Source organism: Bradyrhizobium sp. 197 (genome assembly GCF_023073375.1).
In the GTDB taxonomy this organism is placed as follows: domain Bacteria; phylum Pseudomonadota; class Alphaproteobacteria; order Rhizobiales; family Xanthobacteraceae; genus Bradyrhizobium.
In genome coordinates, this window is record NZ_JADPJJ010000074.1 from 154,161 (window position 1) to 169,288 (window position 15,128).

At 63.9% G+C, this 15,128-nt stretch carries 15 protein-coding genes; 10 read left to right on the forward strand and 5 right to left on the reverse strand.

Features of this window, described 5'->3' with window-relative positions:
- The first annotated feature begins 162 nt into the window (after positions 1 to 162).
- The 4 genes from IVB27_RS17495 (at position 163) to recQ (ending at position 5,315) form a co-directional block, all read left to right on the forward strand.
- Positions 163 to 1,464 carry an O-acetylhomoserine aminocarboxypropyltransferase/cysteine synthase family protein gene (locus tag IVB27_RS17495; protein WP_247444626.1) on the forward strand — a complete coding sequence of 434 codons (1,302 nt, stop codon included), beginning with the start codon at positions 163 to 165 and terminating at the stop codon, positions 1,462 to 1,464.
- A gap of 12 nt (positions 1,465 to 1,476) precedes the next feature.
- Positions 1,477 to 2,478: a homoserine O-succinyltransferase MetA gene (gene metA / locus IVB27_RS17500; RefSeq protein WP_247444627.1), complete on the forward strand. Its 1,002-nt coding sequence runs from the start codon at positions 1,477 to 1,479 to the stop codon at positions 2,476 to 2,478.
- A 105-nt stretch (positions 2,479 to 2,583) separates the two neighbouring features.
- Positions 2,584 to 3,327 carry a polysaccharide deacetylase family protein gene (locus IVB27_RS17505; protein ID WP_247444628.1) on the forward strand — a complete coding sequence of 248 codons (744 nt, stop codon included), beginning with the start codon at positions 2,584 to 2,586 and terminating at the stop codon, positions 3,325 to 3,327.
- A 122-nt stretch (positions 3,328 to 3,449) separates the two neighbouring features.
- The gene (gene recQ / locus IVB27_RS17510; RefSeq protein ID WP_247444629.1) at positions 3,450 to 5,315 is read left to right on the forward strand and encodes a DNA helicase RecQ; all 1,866 of its coding nucleotides are present in this window, start codon (positions 3,450 to 3,452) and stop codon (positions 5,313 to 5,315) included.
- 209 nt (positions 5,316 to 5,524) lie between these two features.
- On the opposite strand, the gene IVB27_RS17515 is transcribed toward recQ, so the two are convergent.
- On the reverse strand, positions 5,525 to 6,538 hold the full coding sequence (locus IVB27_RS17515; RefSeq protein WP_247444630.1) for a 1-aminocyclopropane-1-carboxylate deaminase: 1,014 nt from the start codon (positions 6,536 to 6,538) through the stop codon (positions 5,525 to 5,527).
- Between the two features lie 163 nt (positions 6,539 to 6,701).
- Between IVB27_RS17515 and IVB27_RS17520 the strand changes: the two genes are divergently transcribed.
- Both IVB27_RS17520 and IVB27_RS17525 read left to right on the forward strand, forming a co-directional pair.
- Positions 6,702 to 7,166, forward strand: a complete 465-nt coding sequence (locus IVB27_RS17520) for an Lrp/AsnC family transcriptional regulator (RefSeq protein WP_211399875.1) — start codon at positions 6,702 to 6,704, stop codon at positions 7,164 to 7,166.
- A gap of 279 nt (positions 7,167 to 7,445) precedes the next feature.
- Positions 7,446 to 8,006 (forward strand): carboxymuconolactone decarboxylase family protein, encoded by a 561-nt coding sequence (locus tag IVB27_RS17525; RefSeq protein ID WP_247344992.1) that lies wholly within the window; start codon positions 7,446 to 7,448, stop codon positions 8,004 to 8,006.
- 20 nt (positions 8,007 to 8,026) lie between these two features.
- Here IVB27_RS17525 and IVB27_RS17530 read toward each other — a convergent pair whose 3' ends face one another.
- Positions 8,027 to 8,896 (reverse strand): hypothetical protein, encoded by an 870-nt coding sequence (locus IVB27_RS17530; protein WP_247444681.1) that lies wholly within the window; start codon positions 8,894 to 8,896, stop codon positions 8,027 to 8,029.
- 214 nt (positions 8,897 to 9,110) lie between these two features.
- Between IVB27_RS17530 and IVB27_RS17535 the strand changes: the two genes are divergently transcribed.
- Positions 9,111 to 9,359, forward strand: coding sequence for a hypothetical protein (locus IVB27_RS17535; RefSeq protein ID WP_247444631.1), 249 nt, complete (start codon positions 9,111 to 9,113; stop codon positions 9,357 to 9,359).
- Positions 9,360 to 9,368: 9 nt separating this feature from the next.
- Here IVB27_RS17535 and IVB27_RS17540 read toward each other — a convergent pair whose 3' ends face one another.
- The gene (locus tag IVB27_RS17540; RefSeq protein WP_247444632.1) at positions 9,369 to 10,304 is read right to left on the reverse strand and encodes an alpha/beta hydrolase; all 936 of its coding nucleotides are present in this window, start codon (positions 10,302 to 10,304) and stop codon (positions 9,369 to 9,371) included.
- Between the two features lie 118 nt (positions 10,305 to 10,422).
- Here IVB27_RS17540 and IVB27_RS17545 point away from each other — a divergent pair, with 118 nt between their 5' ends.
- On the forward strand, positions 10,423 to 11,310 hold the full coding sequence (locus IVB27_RS17545; protein WP_247444633.1) for a branched-chain amino acid aminotransferase: 888 nt from the start codon (positions 10,423 to 10,425) through the stop codon (positions 11,308 to 11,310).
- A gap of 16 nt (positions 11,311 to 11,326) precedes the next feature.
- Here IVB27_RS17545 and IVB27_RS17550 read toward each other — a convergent pair whose 3' ends face one another.
- Positions 11,327 to 11,977 (reverse strand): class I SAM-dependent methyltransferase, encoded by a 651-nt coding sequence (locus IVB27_RS17550; protein ID WP_247444634.1) that lies wholly within the window; start codon positions 11,975 to 11,977, stop codon positions 11,327 to 11,329.
- A 44-nt stretch (positions 11,978 to 12,021) separates the two neighbouring features.
- Positions 12,022 to 12,618 carry a polyhydroxyalkanoate synthesis repressor PhaR gene (gene phaR, locus IVB27_RS17555; protein WP_247444635.1) on the reverse strand — a complete coding sequence of 199 codons (597 nt, stop codon included), beginning with the start codon at positions 12,616 to 12,618 and terminating at the stop codon, positions 12,022 to 12,024.
- A gap of 305 nt (positions 12,619 to 12,923) precedes the next feature.
- Between phaR and IVB27_RS17560 the strand changes: the two genes are divergently transcribed.
- The gene (locus IVB27_RS17560; RefSeq protein WP_247444636.1) at positions 12,924 to 14,102 is read left to right on the forward strand and encodes an acetyl-CoA C-acetyltransferase; all 1,179 of its coding nucleotides are present in this window, start codon (positions 12,924 to 12,926) and stop codon (positions 14,100 to 14,102) included.
- 251 nt (positions 14,103 to 14,353) lie between these two features.
- On the forward strand, positions 14,354 to 15,079 hold the full coding sequence (gene phbB / locus IVB27_RS17565; protein ID WP_247444637.1) for an acetoacetyl-CoA reductase: 726 nt from the start codon (positions 14,354 to 14,356) through the stop codon (positions 15,077 to 15,079).
- The last annotated feature ends 49 nt before the right edge of the window (positions 15,080 to 15,128 follow it).

Consider the following 15,128-nt stretch of genomic DNA (forward strand, 5'->3'; position numbering starts at 1 on the left):
CGAATTTTAGCCAATTCCCCAACAATCGTTAGGGTTACTTCCTCGATCTCTAGACGAATTATTGTCCGCTTTACCACCCGCCTCTAACAGAGGGACGGCGGACAACGCACATGCCTCAATACAGGCCAATAAGTGCGGCCCGCTCCACGCGGAGGTGGCACGATGCGCAACGAGACGATCGCTATTCACGCCGGCTACGAGCCCGAAGCCACCACGCACGCGGTTGCCGTGCCGATCTACCAGACCGCGGCTTACGCCTTCGACAGCGCCGATCACGGCGCGGCGCTCTTCAATCTCGAGGCCGAAGGCTATCGCTACAGCCGCATCGCCAATCCGACCAGCGCGGTGCTGGAAAAGCGTATCGCCGAGCTCGAGGGCGGCGTCGGCGCGCTTGCGGTCGCGACCGGGCAGGCGGCGCTGCATTTCGCCTTCGTCAACGTCGCCGATCACGGCGGCAACATCGTTTCCATGCCGCAGCTCTACGGCACCACGCATACGCTGCTCTCGCACATCCTGCCGCGGCAGGGCATCACCGGCCGCTTTGCCGAGAGCGACAAGCCTGAGGCGGTCGAAAAGCTGATCGACGAGAACACCCGCGCCGTGTTCGCCGAAACCATCGGCAATCCCGCCGGCAATGTCTGCGATATCGAGGCGCTGGCAAAGATCGCTCACGCGCACGGTGTGCCGCTGATGGTCGACAATACGGTTGCAACCCCAATCCTGCTCAAGCCGTTCGATTACGGCGCCGACATCGCCGTGCATTCGCTGACCAAATTCCTGGGCGGCCACGGCACCACGCTCGGCGGCGCCATCGTCGATTCCGGCAACTTCCCCTGGGCCAGGTACGCGGACCGCTTCCCCGGCTACAACAAGCCGGACGCCTCGTACCACGGCCTCGTCTATGCCGAGCGCTTCGGCCGCACCGCCTATATCGAACGCGCGCGGAGTATCTATCAACGCACCATGGGTTCGGTGCTGTCGCCGTTCAACGCCTTCCTGCTGATCCAGGGCATCGAGACAGTGGCGCTGCGCATGGAGCGCCACTGCGAGAATGCCCGCAAGGTCGCCGAATTCCTGCGTAAGGACCCGCGCGTCGCCTGGGTCAACTACACTGGCTTCCCGGACAGTCCCTATTATCCGCTGGTGCAGAAATATCTCGACGGCAACGCGTCCTCGCTGTTCACCTTTGGCATCAAGGGCGGCATGGAAGCCGGCAAGTCCTTCTACGATGCGCTGAAGCTGATCACGCGCCTGGTCAATATCGGCGATGCCAAGTCGCTGGCCTGCCATCCGGCATCGACCACGCACCGGCAGATGTCGGCGGAGCAGCAGCGGGTCGCTGGCGTCTTGCCGGAAACGATTCGTCTCTCGATCGGTATCGAGCATTCCGCCGATATCATCGAGGACATCGACCAGGCGCTGGAAAAGGCCTGCCCGTCCGCGCGCCTCCAGGCCGCGGAGTAGGCGGCGGCACCGATGACGATCTTGATCGACAGGGATCAAGGCATATCGAGCCCGGCGTTGGTGCCGGGAGAGGACGACCTTGCACGCGAGCGCCACGGCGCCGAGCTCACCATCGGCCTGATCAACAACATGCCGGATCCGGCGCTGAAGGCGACCGAGCGGCAGTTCATGAAGCTGCTGCAGGCCGCCGCGGGCCCGCGCCGCATCCGCTTCCACTGCTTCTCGCTGCCCTCGGTGAAGCGCTCGCCGGAAGCGAAGTGGCATGTCGAGAGCGAATATTCGGAACTCACCGAGCTGAGGCGCCACAAGTTCGACGGGTTGATCGTGACCGGCGCCGAGCCGGTTGCGCCCGAGCTCGACCAGGAGCCATACTGGCGCGATCTTACCGAGCTGATCGACTGGGCCAAGGTCAACACGCGCTCGACGATCTGGTCGTGCCTCGCCGCGCATGCCGCGGTGCTGCATCTCGACCGTATCCAACGGCGGCGGCTTCCGGCCAAATGTCACGGCATTTTCGACTGCGAAGCCGTGACCGGCGATCCGCTGACGCGCGCCGCGCCTGCGCCGCTCAAGGTTTCGCATTCGCGTGTCAACGAGATCGTCGAGGGCGACCTCGCGCAGGCCGGCTACCGGGTGCTGACCCGTTCGGCAAAGGCCGGCGTCGATGTCTTCGTCCGGCAATATGCCAGCCGCTTCGTGTTCTTCCAGGGCCACCCGGAATATGACGCGCTGTCGCTTCAGCGTGAATATCTGCGCGACATCGGCCGTTATCTCGCGCGCGAGCGCGACAATTATCCGCATCTGCCCGCGAGCTATTTTGACGCTGCGACCGAGGAGAAGCTTGGCCGCTTCGAGAAGCAGGCAAGACACCAGCGCCACCCCGCGCTCGGCAACGACCTGCCTGCGCTGAATTTGCGTGCCGATATCGACGCCGGTAGCGCCGCGGCGGCATTGTTTCGGAACTGGCTGCAATATCTCGGCGCGGAGGCCGACGCGTCGGTGCTCGTGGGTTAGGTCTGGACAACGGGTTCGACGTTAGGACTAACCAAGTGTGAAGCTTGCCTCAAGCAGCGAACGAATGCTTCAGTGACGGGGCGGCACAAACAGGGAAAGCGATTCGTGTGGTCGGCACTCCAGGGACGCGTGAGCAATCGGCTGGCCCGGCATTTCCGTGCCGCGCCGCACCACCTGCCCGCGCATGCGCCCATGGTGAGCTTCACCTTCGACGATGCCCCCGATAGCGCCGCAGGCGAGGGCGCCGAGCTTCTGGAGCAGCATGGCGGCCGCGGCACGTTCTATCTCGCCGGCAGCCTGGTCGATCGTCCCTCGGACCATTGGCACGGCCTGTCAAACGACGCCGTGGTGCGGCTTCACCGGGCCGGGCATGAGATCGCCTGCCACACCTTCTCGCACCAGAGTGCGGTCAATCTCGACGAGGCGGCCATGGCACGCGAGATCGACCGGAACCGCGGCCATTTTCGCGATATCGATTCCTCGATTACGCTGGAAAATTTCGCTTACCCCTATGGTATTGCCTCGGTCTGGCGCAAACCGCAGCTCGCCAAAACCTTCCGCTCGGCGCGCGGCATCCTTCCCGGCGTCAATCGCGACGTCATCGATCTCCAGTTCCTGCGCGCCTCGCCCCTGGTCGATTGCGAGATCGATATTGCGGGTGTCGATCGCTATTTCGATGAGGCGGTCGAGAGCGGCGGATGGCTGATCTTCTACGGTCATGACGTCGCCAACGCGCCGAGCCCGTATGGCTGCACGCCGCACCTGATGCGCCATGCGTTGCAGGCGGCCGGGAAGCGCGACATGCCGATCGTGACGGTCGCGGAAGCGCTGCGAAGGATCGGGGCGTAGCTTCTTCTTCCTTCTCCCCTTGTGGAGAGGGGACGAAGGCCCGATGCCGCGCGAATAGTCTTGTCATGACCCCAGCGGCATGCGACTGGCGTTGACCGAAATCTCAACGTCTCATCACGCCCATGTCCTCTCCCTCCACCGCTCAGCTGCCTGCGCCGGCCCAGGGCCGCGATGCGCTGTCGGTGCTGCATTCGGTGTTCGGCCTGCCCGGGTTCCGCGGCGCGCAGGGCGAGATCATCCGGCACGTCACGGACGGCGGCAATTGCCTGGTGCTGATGCCGACCGGCGGCGGCAAGTCGCTGTGCTATCAATTGCCGGCGCTGCTGCGCGAAGGCTGCGGTATCGTCGTGTCGCCCTTGATTGCGCTGATGCGCGACCAGGTCGCCGGCATGCTCGAAGCCGGGGTCAACGCCGCCGCGCTGAACTCGTCGCTGACCCCGCAGGAAGCCTCCGACATCGAGCGGCGCCTGATCGCGGGCGATCTCGACCTGCTCTATGTCGCGCCGGAACGGCTGGTGACGCCGCGCTGCCTGTCGTTGCTGGCGCGGACGAAGGTGGCGCTGTTCGCGATCGACGAGGCGCATTGCGTCTCGCAATGGGGCCACGACTTCCGCCCCGAATACGTCGGCCTGTCCATCATCGCCGAGCGTTTTCCCGACGTGCCGCGCATCGCGCTGACCGCGACTGCCGACGAGTTGACCCGCAAGGAGATCGTCGAGCGGCTTCAGCTTGCAGACAGCCCGCACTTCGTCTCCAGCTTCGATCGTCCCAACATCCGTTACGAGATCGTCGACAAGCGCAACGCGGTGTCGCAACTGAAGGAATTCATCCGGGAGCGTCACGCGGGAGATGCGGGCGTCGTCTATTGCCTGTCCCGCAAACGGGTCGAGGAGGTCGCGGCTGCGCTCGCCGACGCCGGCATTGCGGCGTTACCCTATCACGCCGGCCTCGACAGCAGCGTGCGCTCGCGCAACCAGGATCGCTTTCTCAACGAGGACGGCATCATCATCGTCGCGACCGTCGCCTTCGGCATGGGCATCGACAAGCCCGACGTGCGCTTCGTCGCCCATCTCGACCTGCCCAAGAGCATCGAATCCTATTACCAGGAGACAGGCCGCGCCGGCCGCGACGGCAAGCCGTCGGCCGCCTGGATGGCTTATGGCCTCTCCGACATCGTGCAGCAGCGCCGCATGATCGACGAGTCGAGCGGTTCCGACGACTTCAAGCGGGTCTCGATCGGCAAGCTCGATGCGCTGGTCGGCCTCGCCGAAACAGCGCACTGCCGGCGCCGGCGGCTGCTCGCCTATTTCGGCGAGATCGTGATGGGCGATAGCTGCGGCAATTGCGACAATTGCCTGACGCCGCCGAAAATGCGCGACGGCAAGGTGCTGGCGCAAAAACTCCTGTCCTGCGCCTATCGCACCGGCCAGCGTTTCGGCGCGATGCACCTGATCGACGTGCTGATCGGACGCCTCACCGAGAAGGTGACGCAGTTCGGCCACGACAAGCTTACGGTGTTCGGCATCGGACGCGAGCTCAACGAGAAGCAGTGGCGCACGGTGCTACGGCAGCTCGTGGCGATGGGACATCTGCAGAGCGACAGCGAGGCTTTTGGGGCGCTCAAGCTGACTGAACAGTCACGCGGCGTGTTGCGCGGCGAGACCGAGGTGTGGCTGCGCGAGGAGGCGCCCGCCACCCGCAGCCGTGGCAGCCGCACGAAATCCCGCCGCGGTGATCTGGCGCCGGCGGCCGACGCGTCGCAGGGCGATGTAGATCCTGAATTGCGCGCGCGGTTGCGCGCGTGGCGCTCGGACATTGCCCGCGAGCGCGGCGTGCCGGCCTATGTCGTGCTGCACGACGCCACCATCGACGGCATCGTCCGCGCATGGCCGACCACGCTGGACGAGTTGCGCAATGTGCCCGGCATCGGCGACAAGAAGCTCGAGCATTACGGCGACGAGCTGCTGCAGATTGTCAGGACGCGGTAGCTGCGCCACACCTCAGCCGTCGTCCCGGACAAGCGCAGCGAAGCGGAGCGCAGATCCGGGATCCATGCCGCGTGATTTATGGGTTGCGATCGGTAGGAGTACCGAGCTGCAAGTCTTCGCCAAACACCTCCCTGTGGTTATGGGTCCCGGATCTGCGCTTACGCTTGTCCGGGACGACAGCGGAGTGGAGGCGCGAGGTGCGGCCTACCTTACCCGTTCCGGAACGCATACCCGTAGCCGTTCAGCGCCGGTGCGCCGCCGAGATGGGCGTAGAGGATCTTCGCGCCCTTCTCGAAATAGCCCTTCCGCGTAAGGTCGATCAGGCCCTGCATCGACTTTCCCTCGTAGACGGGGTCGGTGATCATGGCTTCCAGACGCGCGGTGAGACGGATCGCCTCCTTGGTCTCTTCCGACGGCACGCCATAGGCGGGATAAGCGTAATCCTCGATCAGCACGACGTCGTCTGCGACGAGATCCTTGCCGAGCTCGACGAGCCTGGCCGTGTTCTGCGCGATCGAGAGCACCTGCGCCTTGGTCTGCGCCGGGGTGAAGGAGGCGTCGATGCCGATCACTTTTCGCGCGCGGCCATCGGCGGCGAAGCCGACCAGCATGCCAGCATGGGTCGAGCCAGTGACGGTGCAGACCACGATGTAGTCGAACTTGAAGCCGAGTTCGGCTTCCTGCTTGCGTACTTCTTCGGCGAAGCCGACATAGCCGAGGCCGCCAAACTTATGCACGGAGGCGCCGGCGGGAATCGCGTAGGGCTTGCCGCCCGCCGCCTTCACCTCGTCGATCGCCTCTTCCCAGCTCTTGCGGATGCCGATGTCGAAGCCGTCGTCGACCAGGCGCACGTCGGCGCCCATGATGCGCGAGAGCATGATGTTGCCGACGCGGTCATAGACGGCGTCCTCATGCGGCACCCAGGCTTCCTGCACCAGGCGGCACTTCATGCCGATCTTGGCGGCGACCGCCGCGATCATGCGAGTGTGGTTGGACTGCACGCCGCCGATCGACACCAGCGTGTCGGCGTTGGAGGCGATCGCGTCGGGGATGATGTATTCGAGCTTGCGCAGCTTGTTGCCGCCATAGGCGAGGCCGGAATTGCAGTCCTCGCGCTTGGCATAGACCTCGACATTGCCGCCGAGATGCTTTGACAGCCGTTCCAGCTTCTCGATGGGGGTCGGACCGAAGGTCAGCGGATAGCGCGCGAATTTTTCGAGCATCGTCAGGTCATCCCGATTGGCGTTGGTGTCTGGAAATTGGCTACCATCGCACTCCAAAAAGGTGCTTTCAAACATTGCGCCTGTACCGTACTCTATCTTGCACAACCGGCGTCAAAAGGTAGTATTTCTTTCGAAGTTGATGCTAACGGCGGAAGTTTCTTCCATGTCCACTCGCCTCGATCGCATCGACCTTAAGATGTTGCGATTGCTGCAAAATAACGGCCGGCTTAGCAACGCCGAGCTGGCGGAAACCGTCGCCATCAGCCCCGCCACCTGCCATCGACGCACCCAGCGCCTGTTCGAGCACGGCTTCATTGCCGCCGTCCGCGCCATGGTCGCGCCGAAGAAGGTGGCAAAGGGCACGCTGGTGATGGTCGGCGTCGTGCTCGACCGTTCGACGCCGGAGAGCTTTGCGATCTTCGAGCAGGCGATCACCAGGCTGAAATTCGTGCTCGACTGCCACCTCGTCGCCGGCGACTTCGACTATTTCCTCAAGATCCGAGTCGGCGACATGGAGGACTTCAACCGCATCCATGGCGAGCAACTCATCGCGCTGCCCGGCGTGCGCCAGACCCGCACTTTCTTCGTGATGAAGGAAGTCGTCGACAACGCGCCGCTGGAATTTTGAGCCATCAATTACGGGCAACGCCTGCTGTGGGCCGCGCGCGGCCCAGCTAGACGTGTACAGTGGAGCAGATAGCTCCCGCCTTGCATCGGTCTTGGCGACCTCTTTCCATCCACGTTTCTCGGGATCATATGCCTCGCCAATGAGAGATTACGGGACATAGCATGGTTGTGCTGGTGTCTCTACACCACTTGCAAAATCGCACGGCCGTCACGGCAACTTCACTTGCTCCACACAACAACGTAGGTGAGTGTCAGCACTTCTCAACGAGGAGATCCCGCCGTGCGCCTTCCCATTCTCGATCCGAAAGACCTGAGTGCCGAACAGAAGCCGCTCTATGACGACATGCGAGCGGGTATCACGGACCACTTCAAGGGCTTTGTGAACATGCGCGACGACGGCGCGCTGCTCGGGCCGTGGAATCCCTGGATCCGCGAGCCGCGCTTCGGCAAGCCGGTGTGGGACCTGGTCAAGGCGATCGCGGCGAATCCGCTGCTGCCGGCGCCGGTGCGCGAGGTCGCGATCCTCGTCACCGGTTCGCATTTCCGCTCCGGCTACGAGCTCTATGCGCATGTCCTGGTCGCCGAGCAGCGCGGCCTTTCCGACGAGAAGCTCGCGACCATCGTCGCCGGACAGCGGCCGGTCGATCTCACCAAGCAGGAGGCCGTCGCCTACGACGTGGCGTCCGCATTGGTCAGCGGCGGCGTGCTGCCGGAACTGACCTGGCGGGCTGCGGTGAAGGAGTTCGGCGAGCACGGCGCGGCCGAGCTGTCCTATCTCGTCGGCGTCTATTGCATGGTCTCGGTCACGCTGAACACCTTCGACGTGCCGGTGCCGGAGTAGACGACGCGCCACCGAGGCGGCTAGTTGCGCACCGCGTAGAGCGGTGTGCGCAACGTCACCTGGTAGGACGGCTTCGGCAGCCAGGCGATCTGCGCGGTGATGCCGAACAGGCGGTTGTCGTTGTCGTCCATGCGGTCGAGATCGAGGCGCAGGATCGGCTGGGTGAAGGGCGCCGCCAGCGTCCGGCCCGCGACCTGCGCCCCGCCGAACGACTGCACGCCCAGGCGTCCGGTGAATTTCCAGTTGCTCGGCCATTGGTAGTAGCCGCCGGCATAGAGGATGGTGTTCGGCCGGATGCGGACGACCGGACTGGCAATGTCGGTGTAGGTGTATTGCACACCGGCAAGCCATCCGCGTGTCTCGTCCTCGTCGAGCGCGTAGTCGAACTCCAGGATGTTGTTGAACGAATTCGTCATGCCCTGCTCGTTGGGCACCGATTGCGTCAGGGTGGATTGCAACGTGATTGTCGGGATCGTCCCGCCGTTCTGTTGGTAGAGATCGGCCTGCACACCGATGTTCCAGCTCGTGATGTCGAACGACGACCAGCCATCGTCGAAATTCGTCGCGGAGCCGGACACCCCGCCATAGAGCGACACGCGATCGTTGACGTCGACGGTCATCGGGAAATCGACGGCGATCGACTTCGCGGCCGGCAATCCGTTCGGCAGCGCATCGCCTCTGCGCGCCGCCAGCGCTTCGAATGCCGCCGACAATGATGTGTTGCCGAAGCCGAGCCCGAGCGTGCCCGCGGGGATCGTCGCGTAGGTCGTGCGCAAATCGAGATAGATGTTCGGAACCGCCGGCTTCGCGACAGCGTCGTCGTCACTATCGGCGGCGAAGGCGCGGGCTGGCATCATCAAGCAGAGCAGTGCCATTGCGAAAGCGCGCAACGCCGAGCGAGACGATTGGCTGCGATGCGACACGTGACAATCCGACGCGTCTGCCGTGATGGCGGAACTGTTCACTAGATGGAACGTGATCGTTCATGCGGTCAAGTGCTATCCGCAAGCGATGGACTGTACGGATGTGTGCGGTTACGCTGTCGTGATCGCACTGACACACTCACCCGCCAGAGTGCAGCCCGGACAATGAAGGACGACAGCCATGAACACGTCACGCCGCATCCTGCTCACTGGTCTGGCTGGCCTCGCCGTCGCTCCGAATGCCGTGGCCGCCACCGTACCGTCGGCCGAACCTGGTGACGTGACGGTCGCCGAAGAGCGCTTCGCGCGTACGATCGCAGCCGCACATGCACCCGACCTCACCTGCGCACGGCAGGCCGAAATTTATGCGGACGCGCGTTGGCCCGAATATGTCGTGGCAGCCAGGGCGGTGCTCGACGCACGCGCCTGATTCACGCTCTCACTTCCCTACCGCCCGCCTGACCTGCTCGCCGATCTGCGACAGTACGAGCTGTGCCTGCGGCAAAATTGCGCCCATGGCGTGGAAATTGTGAACCATGCCGTCGTGGCAGACGTGCTCGACGGCGACGCCCGCGGCGAGCAGCTTGCGCGCATAGGCGTTGCCCTCGTCGCGCATCGGGTCGTATTCGGCGGTGTGGATGATCGCGGTCGGCAGACCCGCGAGTCGTGTCATGCGCAGGGGCGAGATGCGGGGATCGGCGGCATCCAAGCCCTCGGGCAGATAGTCGGCGAGGTCGGCTTCGATGGTGGCGCGATCGATCAAATGACCTTCGGCGAATTCCTCGCGAGAAGGTGAGGCCTCCTCGAAATCCAGCACCGGACAGATCAGGCATTGCGCGACGATGCTGAGGCCTGCGCTCTGCGTCGCCTCCTGGCATACGATCGCGGCGAGCGTTGCACCGGCGGAATCGCCGCCGAGCACCAGCCGCTCGGCGTCGATGCCGAGCGAAGAGGCCTCGCGCGCCACCCATTCGGTCGCGGCGATCGCGTCGTCCACGGCGGCAGGAAATTTGTGCTCGGGCGCCAGCCGGTAATCGACCGAGACGAGACGGCAGCCGGTCGCATGCGCCAGCGCCGCCGCGATGCGGTCATGCGTGGCAATGCTGCCGGCAACGAGCCCGCCGCCGTGAAAGAACACGAAGCCGGGCGCGAGATCATCGGCGCTTGCGGGTGAATAGAGGCGATAGGGCAGCGCGCCGCCGGGACCGGGCAGCGCGCCGTCCGACGTCGTCACGTCAGGTGCATCAGTGCGCGCGAACTGCATCAGCTTTGTCAATGACTGGCGCCGCGCCTCCACGCTCGGCCGGCTCCGCGCCCGCGGCGCGGCCGCAGCCATCATGGTCAACAAACGCTTTGCGAGCGGATCGAGCGGCATGGTGCTTCCGTTTTCCTTGTGGGAGAGGGTAACTCATCATTTTCCCGCAGGGAATCATTTAGAAATTGCGCCCAATAGTGGCGCTACAATACGGCACGACGCCAAGGGGAGGCCGGTCATGGCCGAGATCAAAAAGCCCATCGAATATTCGCCGAGCTGGACCTTCTTCGAGGGCAAATGGCATGACGGCAATGTGCCGATCATGGGCCCGCGCACGCATGCGGCCTGGCTCGGCTCGGTGGTGTTTGACGGCGCGCGTGCGTTCGAAGGCGTCGCGCCCGATCTCGACCGTCACGTCGCCCGCGCCAATCAATCCGCGATCAACTTCGGCCTGAAGCCGGTGGTCGATACCGGCACCTGGCTGACACTCGCAAACGGGGGCATCGCGCGCTTCGCGGCGAATGCCGAGCTCTATGTCCGTCCGATGTACTGGGCGCGGAACGGCTCGGGCGGCGGCGTGCTGTTCGACCCCGAGACCACCGATTGGTGCCTGTGCATCTACGAGGCGCCGATGCCAAAACCGGTGGGCAACGCCATCACGCTGTCGCCATTCCGCAGGCCCACCGCCGAATGCGCCCCGGTCGAGGCCAAGGCCGCCTGCCTCTATCCGAACAATTCGCGCGCGCTGGCGGAAGCCGCCTCGCGCGGCTTTCAGAACGCGCTGATGCTCGACATGCTCGGCAATGTCGCGGAGTTCGGCAATTCCAACGTGTTCATGGCCAGGGATGGCGTGGTCTGCACGCCGGTGCCGAACGGCACCTTTCTCAACGGCATCACGCGCCAGCGCGTCATCAGCCTGCTTCGTGCCGACGGCGTCACCGTGGTCGAGAAGACGCTGCGCTATGCCGACTTCCTCGCCGCCGACGAGATCTTTTCTACGGGCAATTTCGCAAAGGTCGCGCCGGTGATACGCATCGACGACCGCGAGCTGAAGCCGGGCCCGCTCTACACACGCGCGCGCAAGCTCTATTGGGACTTTGCCCATGCGGTGAAGCTGGCGGCTTGATTCGCACTTTCCGTCGTCATGCCCGGGGCAGGCTTGGCAACGGCGGGAGCTGGCTGCGTCGCTTAAACCGGCTGAACTGAAACGCCTGCGTCGAATTCCATGGCGTGTGATGCGCTTCGTTGCGCGTTTCGACCAGTTCGAACGCCGGCCCGAGCTCCGCCGCAAGGCTCGCGCTGTCATGACGCTGCACCGGCAGGCCGCTGCACTTCTCAGGGCCGCCGAGCGCAAACGTCGCAATGATGACGTGGCCGCCGGGCGCAACCGCCGACCGCAGGCGCTCGATGTAAGCGGTCCTGTCGCGGGACTCGGTCAGGAAGTGAAACGCCGCCCGATCGTGCCATAGATCGTATGTCTTCGCCGGGCGCCATGTCGTGGCGTCGGCAACGATCCAGTCGACCATTGAAGCGGCTGCGCCGATTCGCTTCCTGGCCGCGTCAAGCGCATTGGCGGAGATATCCAGCACGGCGACGTCGCGATATCCGTCCTGCAGGAGAGCATCGACCAGCCGCGATGCGCCGCCCCCAATGTCGAGGATGGCGGCCTCGCGCTCCGGATTGGCCGCTCTGATCATCGCAATCGAAGTCGTCGGAGTGTTCTGAAACCAGCTGACCTCGGCTTCGCCCTTGGTGGCGTAGACGTTGTCCCAATGCGTGCTTCGGTCGGACATCGCGCATCCTCCGGCCTGCCGGGGAGCCGGCGCATAAGAACGATCTACTCGTCCTTTTTCGACATCCGCTCGAGGCGTTCCTGCATGTCCTTCATCTGCTGGCGCAGATCGTCGATATTGCTGTCCTTCGGCGCTTCGGCAGCCGCATCGGGCGCCGGCTCTGCGGAGCCCGCGGGGCGGCCTGGGGTAGGCGCGAACGGCTTGAACATCGAGAAGGTCTGCTGGAACAGCTCCATGTTGCGGCGGACTTGTTCTTCCAGCGGGGCAAACGGGGTTCCGGAGAGCGACGTGGCGATCTGCTTCCGGAACTTTTCCTGCTCCTGGGTCAGCGAAGCGATGGCCTGCTCCAGATATTTCGGCACCACCATCTGCATACTGTCGCCGTAGAAGCGGATCAGCTGGCGCAGGAAGGTGGTCGGGAGCAGGTTCTGGCCGGCCTTGTTCTCCTGCTCGAAGATGATCTGGGCAAGCACGGAGCGGGTGATATCGTCGCCGGTCTTGGCGTCGTAGACCAGGAAATCTTCCCCGTCCTTGACCATGGAGGCGAGGTCTTCCAGCGTCACATAAGTGCTCGTCCCGGTATTATAGAGCCGGCGGTTCGCGTATTTCTTGATGGTGGTGGGTTGGTCTGATTTCGCCATGGGCTCTCACTTGCAAGCGCGGAGAACGGGAACCTGTCGGGCAATGCCGCAGGGCGGGAAGAGTACGCAACGCAACAAAATAAGCATTTTCAAAGGGGTCACGCTACCGTTTTGTGCGGCACGGTTAATCGGGCAGCCAAAACGTGCTTGCGAAAGCACCAAGAACGCTATTTTGAATGCGCTGCGGCATGAATTCGGTCACCGGCCGATTGACTTGCCTCAACGACGTTAACAGGATGCCGTTCGAGACTGGCGAGCCGTTTCCCCAGCCCCGTCTGCCCCCATTCAACCCCCAGGAGATGCCCATGTCAGACGATGTCGTTATCGTCAGCGCCGCCCGCACCCCGGTCGGAAGCTTCAACGGAGCGTTCGCGACCCTTCCCGCCCATGATCTCGGCGCGATCGCCATCAAGGCCGCGCTTGAGCGCGGTGGCATCGAGCCCGGTCGGGTGTCGGAAGTCATCATGGGCCAGATCCTGACCGCTGCTCAGGGCCAGAACCCGGCCCGCCAGGCTTCGATCATGGCCGGCATTCCCGTGGAGAGCCCGGCCTGGGGCGTCAACCAGCTCTGCGGGTCGGGCCTGCGCACGGTCGCGCTCGGCTACCAGGCGCTGCTCAACGGCGATTCCGAGATCGTGGTCGCCGGCGGCCAGGAATCCATGAGCATGGCTCCGCACGCCCAGTACCTGCGCGGCGGCGTCAAGATGGGCGCGGTCGAGTTCATCGACACCATGATCAAGGACGGCCTGTGGGACGCCTTCAACGGCTATCACATGGGCAACACCGCCGAGAACGTTGCGCGGCAGTGGCAGATCACCCGCGCCCAGCAGGACGAGTTCGCGGTCGCCTCGCAGCAGAAGGCCGAAGCCGCGCAGAAGGCCGGTAAATTCAACGACGAGATCGTTCCCGTCACCATCAAGGGACGCAAGGGCGATGTCGTCGTCAGCGCCGACGAATATCCGCGCCATGGCGCAACGGTCGATGCGATGGCGAAGCTCCGTCCCGCCTTCGAGAAGGACGGCACGGTTACCGCGGGTTCGGCGTCCGGCATCAATGACGGCGCTGCTGTCGTGGTGCTGATGACTTCCAAGCAGGCCGCCAAGGAAGGCAAGACGCCGCTCGCGCGCATCGTGTCCTGGGCGCAGGCGGGCGTCGATCCGAAGATCATGGGCTCTGGCCCGATCCCGGCCTCGCGCGCCGCGTTGAAGAAGGCCGGCTGGAACGTCGGCGATCTCGACCTGATCGAGGCCAACGAAGCCTTCGCGGCGCAGGCCTGTGCCGTCAACAAGGACCTCGGCTGGGATACCTCCAAGGTCAACGTCAATGGCGGCGCGATCGCGATCGGCCATCCGGTCGGTGCCTCCGGCGCGCGCGTGCTGGTGACGCTGCTGCACGAAATGCAAAAGCGCGACTCGAAGAAGGGCCTCGCCACGCTGTGCATCGGCGGCGGCATGGGTATCGCGATGTGTCTGGCGCGCGACTGAAGATAGCTTACGCGTAACTGACGCGTAATTTGCGCGTGCGCTGCACACGTGACTGAGTGCGTTGCACGCGATTAAAAAGGCAGCGGTTGCAAATCAAATATTCTTCGCAACCGCGCAAGCCTCGACTAAATACAAACGCCCGGCTCAACGCCGGGCGTTTTGTTCTTGATGTCCGTCCAACCAGCCGCATAATCCATCACTAAAAACGATCACTCAGAAACGTCGGAAGAGTCCAAGGGAAGGAATACGATATGGCACGAGTTGCATTGGTGACGGGTGGTACGCGAGGCATCGGAGCGGCGATCAGCAAGGCGCTGAAGGCGGCGGGGTACAAGGTTGCGGCGAGCTATGCCGGCAACGACACCGCGGCGGAGAAGTTCAAGGCCGAGACCGGCATCGCCGTCTACAAATGGGATGTCAGCAATTTCGACGCCTGCGCCGAAGGCGTGAAGAAGGTCGAGGCAGATCTCGGTCCCGTCGACGTGCTCGTCAACAATGCCGGCATCACCCGTGACACCGCCTTCCACAAGATGACGCTCGACCAGTGGAACGCCGTGATCAACACCAACCTCGGCTCGCTGTTCAACATGACGCGCCAGGTGATCGAAGGCATGCGTGCCCGCAAGTTCGGCCGCGTCATCTCGATCTCGTCGATCAACGGCCAGAAGGGCCAGTTCGGCCAGGTCAACTATTCCGCCGCAAAGGCCGGCGACATCGGCTTCACCAAGGCGCTTGCGATCGAGAACGCCAAGGGCGGCATCACCGTCAATGCGATCGCGCCGGGCTACATCAACACCGAAATGGTGCAGGCCGTGCCCAAGGACGTGCTGGAAAAGAACGTGATCCCGCAGATCCCGGTGAATCGTCTTGGCGAACCCGAGGAAATCGCGCGCGCCGTGGTGTTCCTCGCAGCTGACGAGGCCGGCTTCATCACCGGCTCGACGCTGACCATCAACGGCGGCCAGTACCACGCCTGATATGGCGTTTGGCGCAACAAGACTATAATGAAGACGCCATGCCCGGCCT